At 72.4% G+C, this 21,431-nt stretch carries 17 protein-coding genes and 1 pseudogene; 11 read left to right on the top strand and 7 right to left on the bottom strand.

Going from position 1 to position 21,431, the window contains the following annotated elements:
• The first annotated feature begins 49 nt into the window (after positions 1–49).
• From speB to ACIP5M_RS01040, 6 genes are all read left to right on the top strand, one after another.
• Complete coding sequence (gene speB / locus ACIP5M_RS01015; RefSeq protein ID WP_363054390.1) at positions 50–1,012, top strand: agmatinase; 963 nt, start codon at positions 50–52, stop codon at positions 1,010–1,012.
• A gap of 17 nt (positions 1,013–1,029) precedes the next feature.
• A complete protein-coding gene (locus ACIP5M_RS01020; RefSeq protein ID WP_401190538.1) occupies positions 1,030–2,715 on the top strand; it encodes a thiamine pyrophosphate-binding protein in 1,686 nt (561 codons plus the stop codon).
• 127 nt (positions 2,716–2,842) lie between these two features.
• A complete protein-coding gene (locus ACIP5M_RS01025) occupies positions 2,843–3,217 on the top strand; it encodes a hypothetical protein (protein ID WP_401190540.1) in 375 nt (124 codons plus the stop codon).
• A 12-nt stretch (positions 3,218–3,229) separates the two neighbouring features.
• Positions 3,230–5,383: a hypothetical protein gene (locus tag ACIP5M_RS01030; protein ID WP_401190542.1), complete on the top strand. Its 2,154-nt coding sequence runs from the start codon at positions 3,230–3,232 to the stop codon at positions 5,381–5,383.
• A gap of 43 nt (positions 5,384–5,426) precedes the next feature.
• Complete coding sequence (locus ACIP5M_RS01035; protein ID WP_401190544.1) at positions 5,427–6,029, top strand: hypothetical protein; 603 nt, start codon at positions 5,427–5,429, stop codon at positions 6,027–6,029.
• A gap of 129 nt (positions 6,030–6,158) precedes the next feature.
• The gene (locus tag ACIP5M_RS01040; RefSeq protein WP_401190546.1) at positions 6,159–6,758 is read left to right on the top strand and encodes a hypothetical protein; all 600 of its coding nucleotides are present in this window, start codon (positions 6,159–6,161) and stop codon (positions 6,756–6,758) included.
• Positions 6,759–6,771: 13 nt separating this feature from the next.
• Here the strand turns inward: ACIP5M_RS01040 and ACIP5M_RS01045 are convergent, their stop codons facing one another.
• Complete coding sequence (locus ACIP5M_RS01045) at positions 6,772–7,725, bottom strand: hypothetical protein (protein ID WP_401190548.1); 954 nt, start codon at positions 7,723–7,725, stop codon at positions 6,772–6,774.
• A 211-nt stretch (positions 7,726–7,936) separates the two neighbouring features.
• Here ACIP5M_RS01045 and ACIP5M_RS01050 point away from each other — a divergent pair, with 211 nt between their 5' ends.
• Positions 7,937–11,725 (top strand): ABC transporter ATP-binding protein, encoded by a 3,789-nt coding sequence (locus ACIP5M_RS01050; protein ID WP_401190550.1) that lies wholly within the window; start codon positions 7,937–7,939, stop codon positions 11,723–11,725.
• 64 nt (positions 11,726–11,789) lie between these two features.
• On the opposite strand, the gene ACIP5M_RS01055 is transcribed toward ACIP5M_RS01050, so the two are convergent.
• A complete protein-coding gene (locus ACIP5M_RS01055) occupies positions 11,790–12,344 on the bottom strand; it encodes an EF-hand domain-containing protein (RefSeq protein ID WP_401190551.1) in 555 nt (184 codons plus the stop codon).
• Positions 12,345–12,555: 211 nt separating this feature from the next.
• Here ACIP5M_RS01055 and ACIP5M_RS01060 point away from each other — a divergent pair, with 211 nt between their 5' ends.
• Both ACIP5M_RS01060 and ACIP5M_RS01065 read left to right on the top strand, forming a co-directional pair.
• Entirely contained in the window at positions 12,556–13,011 is a 456-nt protein-coding gene (locus tag ACIP5M_RS01060; protein ID WP_401190553.1) for a hypothetical protein, read from the top strand.
• A gap of 84 nt (positions 13,012–13,095) precedes the next feature.
• The gene (locus tag ACIP5M_RS01065) at positions 13,096–14,529 is read left to right on the top strand and encodes a S28 family serine protease (RefSeq protein ID WP_401190554.1); all 1,434 of its coding nucleotides are present in this window, start codon (positions 13,096–13,098) and stop codon (positions 14,527–14,529) included.
• Between the two features lie 27 nt (positions 14,530–14,556).
• Here the strand turns inward: ACIP5M_RS01065 and ACIP5M_RS01070 are convergent, their stop codons facing one another.
• Both ACIP5M_RS01070 and ACIP5M_RS01075 read right to left on the bottom strand, forming a co-directional pair.
• Positions 14,557–16,365, bottom strand: coding sequence for a glycoside hydrolase family 3 protein (locus ACIP5M_RS01070; protein ID WP_401190556.1), 1,809 nt, complete (start codon positions 16,363–16,365; stop codon positions 14,557–14,559).
• Positions 16,366–16,451: 86 nt separating this feature from the next.
• Positions 16,452–17,048 (bottom strand): MBL fold metallo-hydrolase, encoded by a 597-nt coding sequence (locus ACIP5M_RS01075; RefSeq protein WP_401190558.1) that lies wholly within the window; start codon positions 17,046–17,048, stop codon positions 16,452–16,454.
• Positions 17,049–17,138: 90 nt separating this feature from the next.
• Between ACIP5M_RS01075 and ACIP5M_RS01080 the strand changes: the two genes are divergently transcribed.
• Positions 17,139–18,149 (top strand): GlxA family transcriptional regulator, encoded by a 1,011-nt coding sequence (locus ACIP5M_RS01080; RefSeq protein WP_401190560.1) that lies wholly within the window; start codon positions 17,139–17,141, stop codon positions 18,147–18,149.
• On the opposite strand, the gene ACIP5M_RS01085 is transcribed toward ACIP5M_RS01080, so the two are convergent.
• Positions 18,097–19,002, bottom strand: a complete 906-nt coding sequence (locus ACIP5M_RS01085; RefSeq protein ID WP_401190562.1) for a LysR substrate-binding domain-containing protein — start codon at positions 19,000–19,002, stop codon at positions 18,097–18,099. The genes ACIP5M_RS01080 and ACIP5M_RS01085 overlap by 53 nt on opposite strands.
• 101 nt (positions 19,003–19,103) lie before the next feature.
• On the opposite strand from ACIP5M_RS01085, the gene ACIP5M_RS01090 reads away from it, so the two are divergent.
• The gene (locus ACIP5M_RS01090; protein ID WP_401190563.1) at positions 19,104–20,039 is read left to right on the top strand and encodes an EamA family transporter; all 936 of its coding nucleotides are present in this window, start codon (positions 19,104–19,106) and stop codon (positions 20,037–20,039) included.
• On the opposite strand, the pseudogene ACIP5M_RS01095 reads toward ACIP5M_RS01090, so the two are convergent.
• Positions 19,990–20,487 (bottom strand): annotated as a pseudogene (locus tag ACIP5M_RS01095) (GNAT family N-acetyltransferase); the annotation flags it as partial. The gene ACIP5M_RS01090 and the pseudogene ACIP5M_RS01095 overlap by 50 nt on opposite strands.
• Positions 20,488–20,603: 116 nt before the next feature.
• Positions 20,604–21,128, bottom strand: coding sequence for a DUF937 domain-containing protein (locus tag ACIP5M_RS01100; RefSeq protein WP_401190565.1), 525 nt, complete (start codon positions 21,126–21,128; stop codon positions 20,604–20,606).
• Positions 21,129–21,431: the final 303 nt, after the last annotated feature.

Consider the following 21,431-nt stretch of genomic DNA (forward strand, 5'->3'; position numbering starts at 1 on the left):
GCACCGCACCAGTAGGAACCAGCAGCACCTCCAGAAGGGCACCCCCCCCATGAGCACGCAGCCGCGCGGCCCCGTCGACTCCTCCCGCATCCCGCGCTACGCGGGCCCGGCGACCTTCGCCCGTCTGCCCCGCCTCGACGAGGTCGGCTCCGCCGACGTCGCCGTCGTCGGCGTGCCCTTCGACTCCGGCGTCTCCTACCGCCCCGGCGCCCGCTTCGGCGGCAACGCCATCCGCGAGGCCTCCCGCCTGCTGCGCCCGTACAACCCGGCCCAGGACGCCTCCCCCTTCGCCCTCGCGCAGGTCGCGGACGCCGGTGACATCGCCGTCAACCCCTTCAACATCAACGAGGCCGTCGAGACGGTCGAGGCCGCCGCCGACGAGCTGCTCTCCTCCGGCTCCCGCCTGATGACCCTCGGCGGCGACCACACCATCGCCCTCCCCCTGCTGCGCTCCGTCGCGAAGAAGCACGGCCCGGTCGCGCTGCTCCACTTCGACGCGCACCTGGACACCTGGGACACCTACTTCGGCGCCGAGTACACGCACGGAACCCCGTTCCGCCGCGCCGTCGAGGAGGGCATCCTCGACACCGAGGCGCTGTCCCACGTCGGCACGCGCGGCCCGCTGTACGGCAAGCAGGACCTGGACGACGACGCCAAGATGGGCTTCGGCATCGTCACCTCCGCGGACGTCTACCGGCGCGGCGCCGACGAGGTGGCCGACCAGCTGCGCCAGCGCATCGGCGACCGCCCGCTCTACATCTCCATCGACATCGACGTGCTGGACCCGGCGCACGCGCCGGGCACCGGCACCCCGGAGGCGGGCGGCATGACCTCCCGCGAGCTGCTGGAGATCATCCGCGGCCTGTCCTCCTGCAACCTCGTTTCCGCCGACGTCGTCGAGGTCGCCCCGGCGTACGATCACGCCGAGATCACCTCGGTCGCGGCCTCGCACACCGCGTACGAGCTCACCACGATCATGAGCCGCCAGATCGCTGCCGCGAAGGCGAAGTAAGAAGGGCCCACAAGCGCGTGACGCACGACCACGACCTGGTACTCCGTCCCACCGAAGCCCAGACGGCGGCCGCACTCGCGCCGCCGCCGGGGCGGACGGGCGGGGACCTGGTCGTGGAGACGCTGCGCGGCCTCGGCGCGACCACCGTCTTCGGTCTGCCGGGGCAGCACGCGCTGGCCCTCTTCGACGCGGTCGGCCGATCGGACCTGCGCCTCGTCACCCTCCGGGTGGAGAACAACGCGGGCTTCGCGGCCGACGCGTACGGCCGGATCACCGGAGAGGCCGTCCCCCTCCTCCTGTCCACGGGTCCGGGCGCGCTCACCTCCCTGCCCGCCCTCGCCGAGGCGGCGGCCGCCTCCGCTCCCGTGGTCGCCATCTCCTCCCAGGTCCCCACGGCGGGCCTGGGCGGCGGGCGCCGCGGTCACCTGCACGAGCTGCGCGACCAGTCCGCGTCCTTCCGGGACGTGGTCAAGTCGGTCCACATTGCGCGCACCCCCTCCCAGATCCCCTCCGTCGTCGCCGAGGCCTGGGAATCGGCCCTCACGGTCCCGCCCGGCCCGGTCTGGGTGGAGATCCCGGAGGACGTGCTGCGCGCGGAAACCCTCATCCCGCAGGTCACGGGCATGGACGCCACCCCGCACGAGCTCGCCCCGCGCCCCGAGCTCACCGCGCTGGCCGCGCACTGGCTGCAGAACGCCTCCCGGCCCGTGATCATCGCGGGCGGCGGCGTCATCCGCTCGGACGCGGCGGGCAAGCTGAAGCAGCTCGCCGAGCGCCTGAACGCCCCGGTGGTCACCACCTTCGGCGGCAAGGGCGCCTTCCCGTGGACCCACCCGCTCTCCCTCCAGTCCTGGCTGGAGGACCGCCACATGACCGACTTCCTGGAGGACGCGGACGTCGTCCTGGTCGTCGGTTCGGGCCTGGGCGAACTCAGCTCGAACTACCACACGTTCTTCCCCACCGGCCGGGTCGTCCAGATCGAGGCGGACCTCGGCAAGCTGGAGTCCAACCACCCGGCCCTCGGCATCCACGCGGACGCCCGCCTCGCCCTCCAGGCCCTCCTCGAAACGGTCTCCGAGCGCGAGGACGCCCAGGCCCCCGAGCGGGTCCGCGCCCTGCTGGCGGAGATCGCGGCGCGCATCGCCTCCCAGGACCTGGACCGGGAACAGGAGCTCCTGGCCTCGATCCGAGCAGCCCTGCCCGCCAGCTCCCCGTCGTTCTGGGACATGACGATCCTGTCGTACTGGGCCTGGTCGGCCTTCGACGCCAAGCACCCCAACACCATGCACTCGGCCCAGGGCGCGGGCGGCCTCGGCTACGCCTTCCCGGCGGCCCTCGGCGCGGCGGTCGCCGAACCGGGCACGCCCGTCCTGGCGGTCTCCGGCGACGGCGGCGCGATGTACTCGATCGCGGAACTGGCCACGGCGAAGCAGTACGGCCTGGACGTCACGTGGCTGATCGTGGACGACGGCGGCTACGGCATCCTGCGGGAGTACATGACCGACTCCTTCGACGGCCGCACGACCGCGACGGAACTGACCCGGCCCGACTTCGTGGCCCTGGCGGAATCCTTCGGCGTCCCGGCGGTCCTCACCTCCCCGGCCACCGTTCGTGGGGACCTTGTGAAGGCCTTCGCCACCCCGGGCCCCTCGGTGGTGGTACTTCCGGTCAAACTGCGCATGTTCGCCCCTACGCACGTTTAGGGCCCGTCAGGACGCTCGCTAGGGTGGCCTTGATCAGGTGGGCGGAGTGCGAGGGGGAGCGGTGTCGTTCGAGGAAGAGTGGGGCCTTCACAAGCAGGCGGCCACGACCCAGGATCCGTCGCCACAGATGAGACTCAACCAGCTCCCCGCCGATCAGGGCGGCTCCGCACCCGGCGGGTACGGCGTGCTGGCCACGGCCCCTCCCGAGAAGAAGAAGGCCGCCAACACCATCGAGAACGTCCTGCAGCCCGGCACGACGAAGGCCGCGGACGCGGCCGACGAACCCACCAAGAGCGCCGTCAAGGCCTTCAACGGCTGGGACACGGCGGCCGGCCTGTCGAAGGCCCACACGCACTGGGACGACCAGGTCAAGCGGCTGATGGCCCGCCTCGACTCCGAGAAGACGGCCCTGCGCGGTGCGTCGAACCTGTTCACCGGGAACGACCAGCTCACGGGAAGCAGCTTCCGGCCGGTGCAGTCGTCCAAGGTCTCGGGACTGTAGGGGGAGACGGGCATGCCGAACTATCACGAGATCATGCAGACGGACCTCTCCGCGCTCACGACGGCCGCCGACGGCTGGAAGTCGATGGCGACGCAGTTCAAGAAGATGGAGGACGTGTACGAGAAGGAGGTGCAGAGCGTCTCCTCCGGCAACGGCTGGCTGGGCAGCAGCCAGCAGGTGGCCAGTACCAACGCCTCCATCACCCGCAAGGAGTTCGACTCCGCCCAGACGGAGGCGCTGGCCATGGAGTCACTGCTCCGTGACGCGCACACCCGCTTCACGGAGCTCAAGGGCCGGGTCACCTCCGCCGTCGAGGACGCCGTCAAGGCGGGCATGAAGGTCTCGGACGCGGGCATCGCGAGTTTCGACTTCAGCAAGGTCGACGCGGCCACCGCGAACGCGGCGCGCCACGACCCCGACCTGCACAACGTCGAGCAGTCGTGGACGAGCCGGATCGCGGACACCGTCAAGGCGGTCACGGAGTTCGACGCGGACGTCAAGGTCGCCCTCCTGAACGCGTCGGGCGCCGACGGCACGGCGATGTTCGGCTTCAACTCGAAGCCCGTCAACGACGTCGAGGCGGTGGAGGCGCTGGCCCTCACCCAGAAGATCCGCGACGGCAAGGCCTCTGCGGACGAGCTCCGGCACTACGACGACCTCCTCAAGCAGAACTCCGGGGACCAGCACTTCAGCGAGGCGTACCTGAACTCGCTGGGCGCCAAGGACACCCTGCTCCTGGCCGACCAGATGAACCTGGCGTCCAACGACCGCGGAGCGTCGGCGGCCGACAAGAAGCTCTACGAGTCGATCAACCACGGCCTCGCGGGCACGATCGCCTCGGGCACGAAGGACCCGGACAGCTACGCGTACAAGCCCTTCGTGAACGGGCTCAACGAGCAGGGCAAGGAACTGGTCGCCAAGGGCCTGCGGCCCACGTACGGCTACCAGGCGCTGGTCACCCTCATGTCGAACGGCGACGGCTACGGCAAGCAGTTCCTCAACGACATCGGCGACGGCATGATCGCGGCCGAGAAGTCGAAGCCGCACATGTACGACCACGCCTACGACTCCCAGCGCCCGAACCTGGTCTCCGACCCGCTGGACGGCCTGCTCGGCATCATGGCCAAGGACCCGGACTCGGCGACGTACTTCCTCGACCCCGAGGCGCCCGGAAACAAGAACGAGCACCTCAAGTACATGCTCAACGACCGTGACATGCCGGACCCGTGGATCTCGACGGGCGTCGGCCAGCCGATCGAGATGCACGGTGACAAGACGGCAGGCCTGGGCGCGGCCATCCAGGCTGCGGCCACGGGCCACACGGACGGCGAGAAGCTCGGCCCGCCCGGCCCCCACACCGAGGGCCAGGCGCGCGTGATGCACAACGCGATCCGCTTCCTCGACGACGAGATGGGCGGCGACGAGTTCCCGGAGGACCTGAAGGGTCTGCAGCAGCCGATGGCGAAGGCGCTGGTGGATTACGTCGACGACACCCACGAAATCCTGGGCGGCAAGAACACCGATCTGGGCGCCGTCAAGGGCAGCGACTCCATTCACGGTTCCGGCGACAAGGCCCAGATCGCGGTCGGGCAGGGCAGCCTGATCCGCGTGATGCGCGGCATCGCGGACGACGGCCCGTCCTACGCCCTGCTGGTTGAGGCGGAGCGGGCCTACTCGGCGGACCAGCTCGCGACCGCCGCCCCGTACAAGGCCGACTCCCCGCACTCGGTCAGCGCGGACTGGGACAACCGCGCGCACGACATCGGGGTGGCGGCCGGCGCCCTCAACGGCATCGGAGCCGACGTCTACAAGGACAAGGAAGACGACCAGGTCAAGTGGGCGGAGGGCACCGCCGAGTACACGGCCGCGGGCGCGAACGGGCTCATCGGTGAGATCCCGGTCGTGAGCACGATCGGCGGCTCGATGATCGACGTGGCCAAGTACGACTGGGTGGAGGGCGTCAAGGACGCCGCCGAGGAGCAGAGCAAGCAGGACTCCAGCAACAACTACGCGGCGGGTGTGGAAGGAACCAACGAGTTGTTCGACGCATGGCGGAAGGAACGGCACATCGACGCCGCCGATCCGGCAGCCGAGCATGCCCAGAACGAAGCGGGCAATGCCTACTCCGCTGGACGGGAAGCCACCCGTGCGCACCTGCGGCCCTGACGTGCCCAAAGCCCTCGTACGGTCGGCGACCGCGCTCGTCTGCGTGCTGATGCTGGCCTCGTGCGCCTCCGGAGAGCTGGACGAGAAGGCCGCAGACCCGTGCGGGATCAGCCCGTCTTCGGAGGAGGAAGCGCTCGTGCGCGAGCTCCTCGGTACGGAGGCCTTCGAGACGAAGGCGTACGGCACCACGAGCAAATTGGTCGACAAGTTCAAGCGCGCATTGCCGGTGCTCCGTCCCGAGAAGCACATCTTTTACACGAACGCATGCGGGTACAGCACGGACGACGAGCAAGGTGACGCCCGTATGACCTTCGTGCCCGGGTGGTTCCTGCGGGCTTCCGAAGTGCCCTCTTTCCCGGGCGATGTGTCCTACGACTTGAATGGTGCGCGCGGCGTGACGAGTGGCACCCGCACGGCGCTGTTCGTCCCGTGCGACATGCCGGGTGAACTCGGGTCGCAGTCGCAGAAGGCGTGGCTCACAGCGGACATCACGTTCACCCCGTCACGGCCGGATGCGGACCAGGCGGCTCAAGGCCGGCGGATGACCCTCGCCTACCTCATGGCCCGCCGCGTCACCGACGCGCTCGGCTGCGAGAACGAGCCACTGGCGAAGCCCCCCGTGGTGAAGCCGCTCCCCACCCCCTGACGGCGCACCGCGCGAGCGGACGCGTCTCTTCGGGTGATGACGCTGTGTCACCGCGCCGGATGGGTCGGGGCAGGGGCGGCGTGTGGGACGTTGGGCGGCGGCCGGAACCGGAGCGCAGGTGGAGGCGCCGTGAAGCGTGCAGTCGTCGGCGGTGTTGTCGTGGCAGTGGCGGCCGGGGTGCTGCTCGCGGGGTGTGGGGGCGGTGGGTCGGGCGGCAATGCCGCGTCGCCGCCGCCCCCGGTGCCGTCCGCGGTCCAGGAGAGCACGCCCGACGCCTCGGCCTCGGTGTTCCTGGGGCGGGGGGCCGACGCTTCCGCGCCGAAGATCGAAGTCCCGACGTCGCGGGTCGGCGAACCCGCCGGTGAGGACGTCGCCGTGGTCAACCCGAGCAGCGACGCCGTCACCGTCAAGAACCTCGCCGCCACCACCGACACCGGAGAGACCTCCATCGTCGAGGACGCCTGCACCGGCGTCGAGCTGCCGCCCGGCGGGAGCTGCCGGATCCGGCTGCGGCACATCGCGACGGAGCCGGGCCCCTACACCGGGGAGCTGACCGCCACGACCTCCGACGGCAACGTCCTGTCCGTCGGCATCTCCGGTGAGGCCCTGGCAGGGACCACTCCCGCTGACGAGGACCCCACGGGCACCGAAGAGCCGTCCCCGTCGTCGACCCCCGACGGCTACACCGCCTCCGAGACCCCCGAGCCCGTCCCCACCGACAGCTATTGACCCACCCGCCCCCTCACGGGCTGAGCTCGATCCTGACGGTGGCGTCGTCCGGCAGGACCACCAGCATGCGCTCCGGCTGCTTCGGCAGGTAGGAGACGAGGTAGAAGCGGGCCGGCGTCTTCGCCAGGACGCGGAAGCCGCGGTACTGGTAGCGGTACGGGCCCTGGCCGCCGCCCAGGTCGTCGAAGACGATGCCCGGCGCGTGGTGGGTCACGGGCACCCGGGAGTAGACGACCACCCTGGGGCTGGAGACGTAGCCTCCGGCGGCGTCGTGCATGGCTTCGGTGCGGCCCGCCGCCGCCACGTACCGCGCCATGCCGAAGAACAGGCTCATGGTCAGCACCCCCAGGAGCAGGGCGCCGGCTGCCAGCCACAGCCGGTCGGCCGTGCGGCTCTCCCGGTCCCGCCCCCCGGGACCGCTCAGGCGCAGCTGGACCGCGACGAACGCCAGGGTGGCGCCCAGGGCCACCGCCAGACAGGGCACGAACTCGCGGAACCAGCCCCGGGGCAGCCGCGGCAGCCGGTCCTCCCAGAAGAAGACGGGGAAGCCGGTGAGGACCAGGAACAGACCGGCCGCGAGCAACGAGGCGGCCACCGGACCGCGCACCGCCTCCCGTCCCGGCCGGGCCAGCAGCCGCCCCGCCCACCCCAGCGCCAGCAGCACGGCCAGCCCGCAGAACAGCAGGAACCAGAGCGGGAAGAAGATCGCGCGCGGGCTCCGGACCAGATACGCCTGGACGGAGAGCTGGAGGTCGGCCGCCGGCACGCCGAAGGTGGCGTAGTACGCCTCGGTGTAGGTGCTGCCGAAGTAGTAGAGGAGGCCGAGGGCGATGGTCCCCGGCGCCCCGATGTACGCCACCTTCTCCAGGAACGCCCTCGACGAGCTCGCAGCCTCGCCGGCGGTGGGCGCCGCCCGCGTATCAGGCGCCGGCGGCCCCTCCGGCGGCTGATCCTGCGGCTCGGGCATGCGCCCAGTCTGTTCGCCGCTCCCCCCGCCCGCACCCGGGCGCGGACCACCCGGCTGAACCAGCGGGTGTACCCGCCCGGCCCATGTCCCGGCGCTCCCCGCGTGCGCCGGAGCCGCTCGGCGTACACGTTCGAATTGTTGCGGCGGGATGAAATCCGCCGGTCGGGGCGTTGGGGCTTCCGGCAGGACAGGACGAACGGGGAGGCACCACGTGGCGGCGGCGGAGAAACAGGGGTGGGCCAGGAGGCTGACCGCCTATACCTGGCGGTACAAGCTGAACGTGCTGCTCGCGCTCGGGTCCTCGCTGGCCGGCATGGCCGTCATGGCGCTCGTACCGCTCGTCACCAAGGTGATCCTCGACGACGTCATCGGGGACAAGTCCAAGCCCATGGGGCCCTGGGCCGGGATGCTCATAGGCGCGGCCGTCCTGGTCTACCTGCTCACCTACATACGCAGGTACTACGGCGGCCGGCTCGCCCTCGACGTGCAGCACGACCTGCGCACCGACATGTACGACGCCATCACCCGCCTCGACGGGCGGCGCCAGGACGAGCTGTCCACCGGGCAGGTGGTCGGGCGGGCCACCAGTGACCTCCAGCTGATCCAGGGCCTGCTCTTCATGCTGCCGATGACCATCGGCAACTTCCTGCTCTTCGGCATATCGCTCGGGATCATGCTGGCGCTGTCCCCCCTGCTGACCCTCGTCGCGCTGCTGATGGCCCCCGCCCTCTGGTTCATCGCCAAACGCAGCCGCAAGAAGCTCTTCCCCGCCACCTGGTGGGCCCAGGGCCAGGCCGCCGCCGTCGCGACCGTCGTCGACGGCGCCGTCACCGGCGTCCGCGTCGTCAAGGGCTTCGGGCAGGAGGAGCAGGAGACCGCCAAGCTGCGCACCGCCGGCCGCGGGCTCTTCGCCGGGCGGATGCGGGCCATCCGGCTGAACTCGCGCTACACCCCCGCCCTGCAGGCCGTGCCCGCCCTCGGGCAGGTCGCCATGCTGGCGCTCGGCGGCTGGATGGCCACCCGGGGGCAGGTCACCCTCGGCACCTTCGTCGCCTTCTCCACCTACCTCGCCCAGTTGGTCGGCCCCGTCCGCATGCTCGCCATGGTCCTCACCGTCGGCCAGCAGGCCCGCGCGGGCGTCGAGCGGGTCTTCGAGCTCATCGACACCGAGCCCGTGATCCAGGAGGGCACGCACGAGCTGCCCGCGGGCGCGCCCGCGACCGTCGAGTTCGACGACGTCCGCTTCGGGTACGACCCCGAGCGGCCCGTCCTCGACGGGTTCTCGCTCTCCCTCGCGGAGGGGGAGACCGTCGCCGTCGTCGGCTCCTCCGGCAGCGGCAAGTCCACCCTCGCGCTCCTCCTGCCGCGCTTCTACGACGCCGACCACGGCGCCGTCCGCATCGGAGGCCACGACGTCCGCGAGCTGACCTACGGCTCCCTGCGCGACGCCATCGGGCTGGTGCCCGAGGACTCCTTCCTCTTCTCCGACACCATCCGCGCCAACCTCTCCTACGGGCACCCCGAGGCCGGCGAGGAGCAGATACGCGCCGCCGCCCGGGCCGCGCAGGCGGAGGGGTTCATCGAGGCGCTGCCCGCCGGGTACGACACCAAGGTCGGCGAGCAGGGGCTCACCCTCTCCGGCGGCCAGCGCCAGCGCATCGCGCTGGCCCGCGCCATCCTCACCGACCCCCGCCTGCTCCTCCTCGACGACGCCACCTCCGCGGTCGACGCCCGGGTCGAGCACGAGATCCACGAGGCGCTGCGCGCGGTCATGGCCGGCCGCACCACCCTCCTCATCGCCCACCGCCGCTCCACCCTCGCGCTCGCCGACCGGATCGCCGTACTCGAACACGGGCGGCTCGCCGACATCGGCACGCACGAGGAGCTGGAGCGCAGGTCCCCCCTGTACCGGCGGCTGCTCACCGACCCGGACGCCCTCGGGGCCGGCTCGCCGCGCACCCCCGACGCGGCGGCCGCGATGGCCGAGTTCGAGCGCGACATCGAGCGGGACATCGAGCTCGAAGCCGAGATCGACTCCGAGCCCGTCAACGCCAAGCGCCGGGTCGCGGGCGGGATCACCCCCGAGCTCTGGCGGCGCCAGGACGAGTCCGACAGCGCCGCCTCCGGCGTGCCCGCGGCCGTCCCCGGCATGCCGGCCACCCCCGAACTCCTGGCCCAGGTGGCGGCGCTGCCGCCCGCCGACGACACCCCGGACGTGGACGAGACCCGCGCCTCGGCGGCCGAGGAGAGCTACGGCCTGCGCCGCCTGCTCCGCGGTTTCTGGGCGCCGCTCGCCATCAGCCTCGGCCTCGTCGCCGTCGACGCCGGTTCCGGACTGCTGCTGCCGATCCTCATCCGGCACGGCATCGACCAGGGCGTGGAGCAGGTCGCGCTCGGCGCCGTCTGGGTGGCCGCGGGCCTCGCGCTCGCGGTGGTCGTCGCGCAGTGGGCCGCGCAGTTCGCCGAGACCCGGATGACGGGCCGTACCGGCGAGCGCGTGCTGTACGCGCTGCGCGTCAAGATCTTCGCCCAGCTCCAGCGTCTCGGCCTCGACTACTACGAGCGCGAGCTGACCGGCAAGATCATGACCCGGATGACCACCGATGTGGACGCCCTGTCGACGTTCCTGCAGACCGGGCTCGTCACCGCCGTCGTCTCCGTCTTCACCTTCTTCGGCATCCTGATCGCCCTGCTCGTCCTCGACGTCGAGCTCGCGCTGATCGTCTTCGCCACCCTGCCCCTGCTGGTGCTCGGCACGATCGTCTTCCGCCGCAAGTCGGTCGCCGCGTACGAGCTCGCCCGCGACCGGGTCAGCCTGGTGAACGCCGACCTCCAGGAGTCCGTCGCCGGGCTCCGGATCGTCCAGGCCTTCCGCCGCGAGCGGTCCGGAGCCGTCCGCTTCGCGGAGCGCAGCGACTCGTACCGCTCGGCCCGGGTCCGCGGGCAGTGGCTGATATCCGTCTACTTCCCCTTCGTCCAGCTGCTGTCCTCGGCCGCGGCCGCCGCCGTGCTGATCGTCGGCGCGGGCCGGGTGGAGGCGGGGACGCTCACCACCGGCGCGCTGGTCGCGTACCTGCTCTACATCGACCTGTTCTTCGCCCCCGTCCAGCAGCTGTCCCAGGTCTTCGACGGCTACCAGCAGGCCACCGTCTCCCTCGGCCGCATCCAGGGGCTGCTGCGCGAGCCGACCACCACCCCGCGCTCCGCCACCCCCGTGGCGGTTCCGGAGCTGCGCGGGGAGATCGCCTTCGAGGACGTCCGCTTCCAGTACGGGACCGCCGAGGAGCGGGGGGAGAAGGGAGAGGCGCTGGCCGGAATCACCCTGCGGATACCCGCGGGCCAGACCGTCGCCTTCGTGGGCGAGACCGGAGCCGGCAAGTCCACTCTGGTCAAGATGGTGGCCCGGTTCTACGATCCGACCTCCGGCCGGGTCACGGCCGACGGCACCGACCTGCGCGAGCTCGACCTCACGGCGTACCGCCACCGCCTCGGCGTCGTCCCGCAGGAGCCGTACCTGTTCCCGGGGACCGTCCGCGACGCCATCGCCTACGGACGTCCCGACGCGAGCGACGCCGAGGTGGAGGCGGCCGCCCGCGCGGTCGGCGCCCACGACATGGTCGCCACCCTCGACGGCGGCTACCTGCACACCGTCGCCGAGCGCGGCCGCAACCTCTCCGCCGGGCAGCGCCAGCTGATCGCGCTGGCCCGCGCCGAGCTCGTCGACCCGGACGTGCTGCTGCTCGACGAGGCCACCGCCGCGCTCGACCTGGCCACCGAGGCCCAGGTCAACCAGGCCACCGAACGGCTCGCGGGCAAGCGCACCACCCTCGTGGTCGCGCACCGGCTCACCACCGCGGCCCGCGCCGACCGGGTCGTGGTCATGGACCGCGGCCGGGTCGTGGAGGACGGCACGCACGCCGAACTCCTGGCGCATGGCGGCCGGTATGCCGAGCTGTGGCGCACCTTCGTCGGGGAGGACGAGCCCGCCGCGGCCGCGTGAAGCGCGACGGGGGGCCGGGGAGCCGGGGGATCCGCACCCCGGCCCCCCGCTTCGCTCCAGCCGCTCAGAGCTCGCCGAAGAGCAGGTTGCCCGGTGCGTCCTCGTCGGTGCCCGTGTAGTACTCGCGGACGGCGACGAGGAGTTCGTCCACGGTCAGCGTGCCGTCCCCGTCCTTGTCGATCCGCCGGAAGAGCGCCTCGGCGTCCGAGGGCCGCAGCTCCGGGTTGAAGACCTCCTGCGCCCTGTGGAACTCCTCGGGGCTGATGCGCTCGTCCCCGTCGGTGTCGACGACCGTCAGGATCGCCTTGATCATCGGCCGGAACGAGCGGTCGTAGGCGGGCCCGCCCTGCGCGTACAGCCGCGTCATGCCCAGCTTGTACTCCTCGGGCGTGACCTTGCCGTCCCGGTCGATGTCCAGCTCGGTGAAGAGGTCCTGCCAGAAGTCGGCCAGCCCGCTCATCACCAGCGTCGCCTTCGGCGAGGTGGCCGGCTCCGCGAGGGCCGACAGCAGCCGCGAGCCCAGCGCGATGATGTCGTCGGCGTCGACCACGCCGCTCCCGTCGGCGTCGAGGTGCGTGAAGGCGCGCTCCAGCTTGCGGTCGAGCAGGTCGTTCATCATGTGCGGGCGCCTTTCACGGCTACGGCGAGCGGTCGGTGATCACCCAGCGTAGTGTCCGGTCGATCCCGAACTCCCGCTCTCGCGCTGGGAGGTTGTGGATGCACTCGTACGGGGGACGGCGGGCCGGCGGCTCGTCCGCCACAACCATCCGGCGGGCCCGGGAGTCGTACGTGCGGGGGCGCGTTGTACGTACGACGGATCGGGGGACAGGATGGCGGAGGGGTGGAGGAGGTGCGGCCGGTGGGCCGCACCCCTGGGGGTGTTCGCGGCGGCGCTGTGGCTCTGTGTCGGCGGGCTGTTCGCGGCCCCGTCCGCGCACGCGGCCCAGGCGGTGCAGGCGGCGCAGCCCGCACGGACCACGTCGGGGGCCCAGCCGGCGGGCGCCGGCTGCGGAGGCCGGCTGGCCCGGACGCTGCCGTTCGACACGGGCGAGGTGCGCGTCTACAAGAGCCGCACCCGGGCCTGCGCGATGGCCGTGGCCCGCGTGCCCGGGGAGCGGCGCCCGATGGCGGTGAGCATCCAGCCGCGCGGCGGGGCTCCTATCAGCGATATCGGACGATTCACCCGGTATGCCGGTCCTGTCACCGTGGGGGCGATCAACCGCTGCGTGTATGTAAAGGGGAGCGTGGGAACCGGATCTGCCGAGTCCGGCTGGATCCTTTGCTGAGGCTACGGCCCAACTGGGTCTGTTCAGCAGTGCGTTGACCCCGCTAGGTTCACGGCGACCGAAGTGAACTCAAGGGGAGGGTGAATGCGCAAGACGCTCGGATGGCTGCTGTCGCTCGTGGTGCTGATCGGCACCATGGGCGCGGCCGGCTTCACGGCGCAAGCGGCTACCGCCGCTCAGCCGGCTGCCGCCGCGGACATCAAGGACCAGATCCTCGGCATTCCCGGCATGAGCCTGATAGAGGAGAAGCCGTACCCCGGCTACCGCTTCTTCGTATTGAACTACGAGCAGCCGGTCGACCACCGGCAGCCGTCGAAGGGCACGTTCAAGCAGCGCCTGACCCTTCTGCACAAGGACGTCTCGCGGCCGACGGTGTTCTTCACCTCCGGCTACAACGTCAACACCAACCCGCGCCGCAGTGAGCCGACGACCATCGTCGACGGCAACCAGGTGTCGCTGGAGTATCGATTCTTCACGCCCTCCCGCCCTGACCCGGCCAACTGGGCGAACCTCGACATCTGGCAGGCCGCCAGCGACCAGCACCGCATCTTCACCGCCCTGAAGAAGATCTACACCAAGAACTGGCTGGCCACCGGCGGCAGCAAGGGCGGCATGACGGCGACGTACTTCGAGCGCTTCTACCCGAAGGACATGGACGGCGTCGTCGCCTACGTCGCGCCCAACGACGTCGTCAACAACGAGGACTCGGCCTACGACCGGTTCTTCGCCAAGGTCGGCACCAAGGAGTGCCGCGACAAGCTGAACGCGGTGCAGCGCGAGGCCCTCGTGCGCCGCGAGCCGCTCGAGGCCAAGTACGCGGCCGCCGCCGCCGAGAACGGCTGGACCTTCACCACCGTCGGAAGCCTCGACAAGGCCTACGAGGCCGTCGTGCTCGACTACGTGTGGGCCTTCTGGCAGTACAGCCTGCTCGCGGACTGCGCCGCCATCCCGACCGCCGCCACCGCCTCCGACCAGGAGATCTGGGACACGGTCGACGCGATCTCCGGCTTCTCCGCCTACGCCGACCAGGGCCTGGAGACGTACACGCCGTACTACTACCAGGCGGGTACGCAGCTCGGCTCCCCGGACATCAAGCAGCCGCACCTGGACGGCCTGAGCCGCTACGGCTACCAGCCGCCGCGCAACTTCGTGCCCCGCGACATCCCCATGACCTTCCAGCCGGCGGCCATGCGGGACGTGGACAACTGGGTGCGCAAGAACGCCCACCAGATGCTCTTCGTGTACGGCCAGAACGACCCGTGGGGCGCCGAACCGTTCCACCTCGGCTACGGGACGCGCGACAGCTACGTGATGGTCGCCCCGGGCGCCAACCACGGAGCCAACGTCGCCAAGCTCCTGGACGGCGAGAAGGCCCTCGCGACCGCGAAGATCCTCCAGTGGGCCGGGGTGGCCCCGGCCGCCGCGCTCGCCGACGCGGGCCGGGCGGCGCCGCTGGCGGCGCCGGACGCGCAGCTCGACCAGGTCGACCTGGAGCGCGAGCCCCAGCTGCGGCCGTAATGCCCAGCCGGGCCACGGGCCGACGCCCTAATACGTCAGCCCGTGGCCCAGCGGGTAGCGGCCCGGCACCGGGACCGGGAGGCGGCCGGACGGGCGCACCGCACCGGTGAGCACCCGGGCCGCCGCCCGCATCTCCACATCCGTCCAGGAGTACGTCGCCACCTCCGCCGCGCAGGCCGGCAGACGGGCCGCGTCGTAGGGGTTGCGGACGGCCACCGCGATCACCGGGACACCGGTCGCGACGAGCTCCGCCACCAGGGTGCGCTGCGGACTCTCCCCCTCCGGGACGTTGTACGTGCACACCAGCACCGCCGCGTGACCGGCCGCGGCCGCCACCGCCCGGTCGGGCGTCGCCACCGCGGCCTTGCAGCCCAGCGCGGTCAGCTCCCGGGCCAGCACGGTCGTGGGAGGTCCCGTGGTGCCGCTGGGGGAGACCGGGTCCGTGCCCGTGACCAGCAGCCGGGGCCCCGCCGAGGCGTCCAGCGGCAGCAGCCCGGCGGGATTGGCCAGCACCGTCGTCGTGCCGGCCGCGATCGCGTCGGCGGCCTCCAGGTGCTCCGGGATGCCGACGGTGGCGTCCACCTCCGCGGCCGTGGGAGGGGCCCCGCCGAACAGGCCCCGGCGCGCCTTCAGCTCCAGGATCCGCAGCACCGACTCCTCGATCCGCTCCTGCGTCAGTTCGCCCGCCTCGACGGCCGCCAGCACGCTGCGGTGCGCGAGCCCCAGGTCCGGCGGGTTCAGCAGCTGGTCGCAGCCCGCCAGCAGGGCCAGTACCGGCACCCGGTCGTCACCGTACTTCTGCCGGACCCCGGCCATGTCGAGGGCGTCGGTCACCACCACCCCCCGGAAGCCCAGGCGTTCGCGCAGGATCCCGGTGACGATGGGCCGCGAAAGGGTCGCCGGATCCCCCGAGGGGTCGAGCGCCGGGAAGACGATGTGCGCCGTCATGACGGCGTCAACCCCCGCCTCCACCGCGGCCCGGAACGGCGGCTCGTCCAGCTCCTCCCAGACGGCCCGGGTGTGCCGCATCACCGGCAGCCCGACATGGCTGTCGGTCTCGGTGTCCCCGTGGCCCGGGAAGTGCTTGGCGGTCGCGGCCACCCCGGCGCCCTGGTAACCGCGGACCTGGGCCGCGACCAGGGCCGCCACCGCGTCCGGGTCGGCACCGAAGGACCGTACGCCGATGACCGGATTGGCCGGGTTCACGTTGACGTCGGCCACCGGCGCGTAGTCCTGCCGGATGCCCATGGCCGCGAGCTCCGCCCCGGCGATCCGGGCGGCCCGGCGGGCGTCGGCGGTCGAGCCGAGGGCCCCGAGGGCCATCGCCCCCGGGAACAGGGTCGCCGGCTTGCCGATCCGGGCGATGATGCCGTGCTCCTGGTCGGTGGACAGCAGCAGCGGGATCCCGCCGCCGGTTTCCAGGGCGGCCCGCTGGAGGCCGGCCGACAGCTCGGCGATCTGGTGCGGGGTACGGGTGTTGTGGGCCCAGGCGAAGTAGATGACCCCGCCGAGGTGGTAGCGGGAGACCAGCTCGGCGGCGGTGCGCACCCCGAACAGCGACTGGTTGCGCTCGGCGTCGGCCGGGTCGGGGTCGGTCGCCGAATGCCCGTACGCCCGCGACACGAAGAGCTGCCCGACCTTCTCGGCGAGGCTCATCCCCTCCACCAGGCGGCGCAGCCGCGCCCGGGTGGAAGGGCCGCCGGGCGCGAGGTCGCCGGGGCGCCGGTCGTCGGGCGCGCGGCGCAGCCCCACGGCGGCACCGGACGCCCCGGTGGCCGTGACGGCGGCCAGGGCGGCCGCGGCGAGCAGGGTCCGGCGGGAGGCGTGGTTCGGCACGCGCCGGACCCTACTGCCGGGCCGGGGGCGGGGTGGGCGGGACACTCGGGAGGTCCCCCGGATGACTTCCTTCAGAGCGGTTTCCTTCAGAGCGGCACGTTGCCGTCGTCCGCCGCGAACGGGGCGCCGTGCCCCGGCACGATCACGTCCGCTGCGGCCAGTACCCGCCGCCGCGAGGCGCGCAGCAGTTCGCGGTCCGGGGCCACGGGATCGTCCGCCGGTCCGTCCGCGTGCCACCACAGGTCGCCGGCGAAGGCCACGACACCCGCGTCCGTGCCGGCGAGCAGGGTGATGTCCTCGGTGCTGTGTCCCGGAGTGCGGATCAGCCGCAGCGAAGGGGTGAGCTCGTAGCCCTCCGCGTCCCGGTTCGTCCACTGGTCGCCCCGGTACTCCACCTTGTGGTCGTGGACGCGGGCACGGGTGAACAGGCCCGCGTTGACGGTGTTGTCGGGGTGGTGGTGGCTGAGCACCACGTCGGTGATGTCCTCGGGGCCGAGGCCCAGTGCGGCGAGCGGGCCGAGGATGTGGTCGCGGTCGGCCACCATCCCCGGGTCGAAGATCACGTGCCGGCCGGCATCGGAGACGTAGCTGACGGTGGCGGCGACCCCGGGGCCGGTGGAGCCGACGTAGCCGGCGGTCAGGACGGTGTACACGGCGCTGCGGCCGAGCGGGCTCTCTGTCATGCCCCCATCCTTCCGGCGGGACCGGGCGGCCACGAGTGGCCGCACTGCCACCGATCGCAGGAAACGTGCCACACGTGACACACTGCCCGCATGCCTCCCTTCGTGAGTGTGGCCGCCTACGCGCCTTCCGCCGTCGGGATGCTGGCGGTGGGTGTCGTCGCCGAGGTGTTCGGCCCCCGCCCCGAGGGGCTGCCCCGCTTCGACTTCGCCCTGTGCGCCGACCGGCCCGGGCAGGTCGACACCGACCTCGGCGTGCCGCTCGCCGTCGCGCACGGGCTGGAGCGCCTGGCCACCGCCGACCTCGTACTGGCCCTGCCCGGGGCGGAGTTCCGCACGCCCCCGCCGCCCGCCGTCCTCGACGCCCTGCGCGCCGCCCACGAGCGGGGCGCCATGGTGGCGGCGCACTGCGTCGGCGCGTTCACGCTCGCCGCCGCCGGGCTCCTCGACGGCCGGCGGGCCACCACGCACTGGCGGTTCGCCGGCCTGCTGGCCGGCCGCCACCCGGCCGTCAGCGTCGACCCCGACGCCCTGTACGTCGACGAGGGGCGGATCATCACGGGGGCCGGGGCCGCCGCCGGCTTCGACCTCTGCCTGCACCTGCTGCGCCGGGAGTACGGCGCCGCCACGGCGAACGCCATCGCCCGCGACCTGGTGCTGCCCTCGCACCGGGACGGCGGGCAGGCCCAGTACCTCGCGGCCCCCGTCCCCGAGGACTGCCGCGACGAGCGGCTGGCCGAGGTCCTCGCCTGGGCCCGCGAGCACCTCCACGAACCGCTCCCCGTCGCGGAACTGGCCCGGCGCGCCCTGATGAGCAGGCGCTCCTTCGCCCGCCGCTTCTCCGCCGCGACCGGCACCACGCCCCACAGCTGGCTCCTCAACCTGCGCCTCAGCCGCGCCGAGGAGCTCCTGGAGACCACGGACCTGCCGGTGGAGGAGGTCGCCCGGCGGGTCGGTTACGGGAGCGCGGCCGTCCTGCGCGAGCAGTTCGTACGCCGCCGGGGGGTGCCTCCCCGCGCCTACCGCCGTTCCTTCACCCAGGCGCCCGCCGTCAGTGCTGCCGGCGGGTCCAGTGCTCCTGAAGGGCCCGGACGGCCTCGGTGATCGCCGGCCGGCGGGCGGCCCCGGTCCGCCACAGGGCGTACAGCCGGCGTACGGGCCCGGGCTCCAGGGGTACGGCCACCGCGCCGGGCGGCAGCCCGCCCGTCCCCAGCCGGGGGACGACCGCCACCCCGAGCCCGGCCGCGACCAGGGCGACGATGGTGTGGTTCTCCTCCGCCACGTGCGCGATGTCGGGCTCGAAGCCGGCCGTGCGCAGGGTGCGGACCAGCCAGTCGTGGCAGACCCGGCCGGGCGGCTGGCACACCCACCGCTCACCGCCGAGATCGGCGCGGCGGATGACCTGCCGCCCGGTGAACGGGTGCCCCTCGGGCACGACCAGGTCGCAGAGGTCGTCGCCGATCACCGCCTGCTCGATGCCTTCGGGGGCGGGCAGCGGCGCGATGTCCCAGTCGTGGGCCACCGCCAGATCGCTGACGCCCCGGGCCACCAGGTCCACCGACAGGTGCGGATCCACCTCGGTCAGGCGTACGTCGAGTGCCGGATGCCGCCGGCCCAGATCGGCCAGCACCCCCGGCAGCAGCCCGCGCGCCGCCGAGGCGAAGGCGGCCACCGTCAGCAGGCCGCTCGGCTGCCCGCGGCGCTCCTCCAGGGTGGTCTCGGCACGCTCCACGATGGCCAGCAACTCCCGGGCCGTTTCGGCCAGGTGCCGGGCCTCCTCGGTCAGGGCGACCCCGCGTCCGCGCCGCTCCAGGAGGGTGGTGCGGGTCTCCCGCTCCAGCTTGGAGATCTGCTGCGAGACCGCGGAGGGCGTGTAGCCGAGGGCGGCCGCGGCGCCCGCGACCGAGCCGTGGACGGAGACGGCGTGCAGCGCGCGCAGCCGGGCGAGATCGAGCATGCGCCCATCCTGGCACCCGCGTTCATCCGTAAGCAACGCTTCATCCATCACGGAAGGGATTCGCGCTGGTGCTACACGGTCGGGCCGCCGATGCTCGGATCATGCGTCCCGTACACACCGCTCTCGCCGTGCTCGTCGCAGCCGTCTGGGGCTTCAACTTCGTCGTCATCGAAATCGGCCTCGGCCACTTCCCGCCGCTGCTCCTGTCCGCCCTGCGCTTCCTCGTCGCCGCCCTGCCGGCCGTGTTCTTCGTCGGGCGCCCCAAGGTCGCCTGGAAGTGGATCCTCGGGGTCGGGGCGGCCCTCGGCATCGCCAAGTTCGGCCTGCTCTTCACGGGCATGGCCGCCGGCATGCCGGCCGGGCTGTCCTCGCTGGTGCTCCAGATCCAGGCCGTCTTCACCGCCGTCCTCGCCGCCCTCGTGCTGCGCGAACGCCCCGGCCGGGTGCGGATGCTGGGCATGGGCGTGGCGCTGGCCGGCATCGGTGTCGCCGCCGTGGACCGCGGTATCGCCGGGCCCGTGACCGGATTCGTCCTGGTCGTCGCGGCCGCCGCCTGCTGGGGCATCTCCAACGTCCTGACCCGCAGGGCCTCCCCGCCCGACGCGCTGAACTTCATGGTGTGGGTGTGCACGGTGCCGGTGCTGCCGCTGTTCGCGCTCTCGCTGCTGCTGGAGGGGCCCGAGCGGGACCTGGCCGCGCTCCGGTCCCTGGACTGGTCCGGGGCGGCCGTCATCGGTTACGTCGCCTGGATCTCCACCGTCTTCGGCTTCGGCGCCTGGGGCTACCTGCTGCGCCGCTACCCGGCCTCCGCGGTGGCGCCGTTCTCGCTGCTGGTCCCGGTCTTCGGGATGTCCTCGGCCGCCCTGGTCCTGGGGGAGTCCGTCTCTGGACCGCGCTGGCTTGCCGCCGTGCTCCTGGTCGGCGGGGTCGCGCTCACCTCGCTGGCCCCCGCGCGCACCGGGAACCGTACGGGGGCCGCTTCGGGCGTCAGCGCGGGGAGTCCTCCTGCAGCGGCAGCCGCCAGTCCTGCCCGATGAGGTCGACCCCGTACGAGCGGTGCGGGCGCTCGGCGACCAGGGTGAATCCGGCGTGCAGGTAGAGCGAACGGGCCGAGGTCAGCACGTCGTTGGTCCACAGCACCAGTTCGCGGTAGCCCACCGAGCGGGCGAAGGCGACGACGGTGTCCACGAGCAGGGTGCCGATGCCGTGGCCGCGGCCCTCCGGGTCCACCAGGAGCAGGCGCAGCCGCGCGGTGCCGGGCGAGCCGTCCTCCCGTACGCACATCACCGAGCCCACCGGGCGGCCGTCCAGCTCGGCGATCCAGACCCGCTCCAGATACGGGTCGTGGTCCTCGGCGAAGTCCGCGACGATCCGGGCCACCAGGCCCTCGAACTCCGCGTTCCAGCCGTATTCGGCGGCGTAGAGCGCGCCGTGCCGCTGCACGATCCAGCCCAGCTCGCCGGGCTGCGGATCCCGCAGGATCACCGGGCAGGCGGGGGAGTCCTCGGGCATGTCCATGGCCCCCGAGGATAGCGCGGGGGCGGCGCCGGGGGACGGTTCGTCCACCCGGGCCGCCCTTCGCCCGTACGGGTTGCTCCGCGTTACTTCTTGCCGCCGCCGAGGATCTGGCCCAGCAGGTCGCCGAGGCCGCCGCCGTCGGCGCCCGGGGCCGCTCCGGGTGTCGGGGCGCCGGCGCCCGTGCCCTTTCCGGCGGCCGCGCGCTTCGCGAAGACCGCCAGCAGGACCGGGATCAGCATCTCGATGACCCGGGCGATGGTGGGGGCGGGGATGCCGGTCTTCTTCGAGACGGCGTTGGCCACGGGCTTGCTCACCTTGGCGAGCACCCCGGCCATCATCCCGCCGCCGAGCAGTCCGCCCAGGCCGCCGAACGTCGCCACGCCCTGCAGCGGCGGCTCCGCCACCTCGGCGAAGGCCTGGCGGACCTCCACTCCGTCGTCGTCATCCGCGCCGGCCTTCTGCTGGAGGTCGCCGGTCATGGCGCCGACCGTCTGCGCGACGGTCGCGCGCGCGCCGTCGGTGTCGGTGCCGAGCAGTCCCGCGATCTCGGACAGCCTGTCGTCGCCGAGTTCGCCCAGCACGTCGTCCTGGAATGAAGATTCGCTCATGCCTGAAACGCTACTTCTGCACTGATTTGGCGGCACCTCGGACGGCTGTTGGGTAATGGAAAGGCAAAGCTGTGGATCCGGGTGCAACCCTCCACGGTGATTGCGGGTCGTATGGTGCGTCGGCACTTCCGGGAGGGGATCTGGGGGGATCGGGAAGTCCGACACGGGAGGGGTAACCGTGAGGGGGTCCGGCCGCGAGGCCGGACCCCTTTCTCGTTCTCCGTCCCGGCCTCCACGCCGCTTGGCCACCCCGGTTGTCCACAGGGCCGACGAGCTGTCGGAGCCAGGCGGTAGCTTCGGGGC

It is taken from the genome of Streptomyces sp. NPDC088762 (assembly GCF_044750905.1).
GTDB lineage: Bacteria > Actinomycetota > Actinomycetes > Streptomycetales > Streptomycetaceae > Streptomyces.